Raw genomic sequence first — 389 nt, 5'->3', positions numbered from 1 at the left:
CGGTCGAGGTGGCGTTGTTCCGGCTGATGGAGCACTGGGGCATCACCCCGGACTACCTCCTCGGGCATTCGATCGGTGAGCTGGCCGCCGCTCATGTGGCAGGTGTGTGGTCCCTGGAGGACGCGGCCGTGCTGGTCGCTGCCCGGGGCAGGCTGATGCAGGCCCTGCCCACCGGCGGCGCCATGGTCGCTGTCCAGGCAACCGAAGCCGAGATCCTCCCCCTCCTCACGGACGGTGTGTCGATCGCCGCGGTCAACGGCCCGGCCTCCGTCGTCATCTCCGGTACCGAGGACGCGGTCGAGGAGATCGCGTCCCGGTTCGAGAAGACGAAGAGGCTGAAGGTCTCCCACGCGTTCCACTCGCCGCGCATGGAACCCATGCTGGACGAG

Annotated in this window: 1 protein-coding gene; it reads left to right on the top strand. The window is 68.6% G+C overall.

The window, feature by feature from the left end; genetic code table 11:
• On the top strand, positions 1-389 hold a 389-nt coding region (locus tag ACLF6P_RS29985), incomplete at both ends, for an acyltransferase domain-containing protein (RefSeq protein WP_415954567.1).

Source organism: Streptomyces lothianensis (genome assembly GCF_047779955.1).
Taxonomy (GTDB): domain Bacteria; phylum Actinomycetota; class Actinomycetes; order Streptomycetales; family Streptomycetaceae; genus Streptomyces.
Note: the sequence above shows the minus strand (reverse complement) of the source record. Positions and strands in the feature narration are given on the sequence as shown.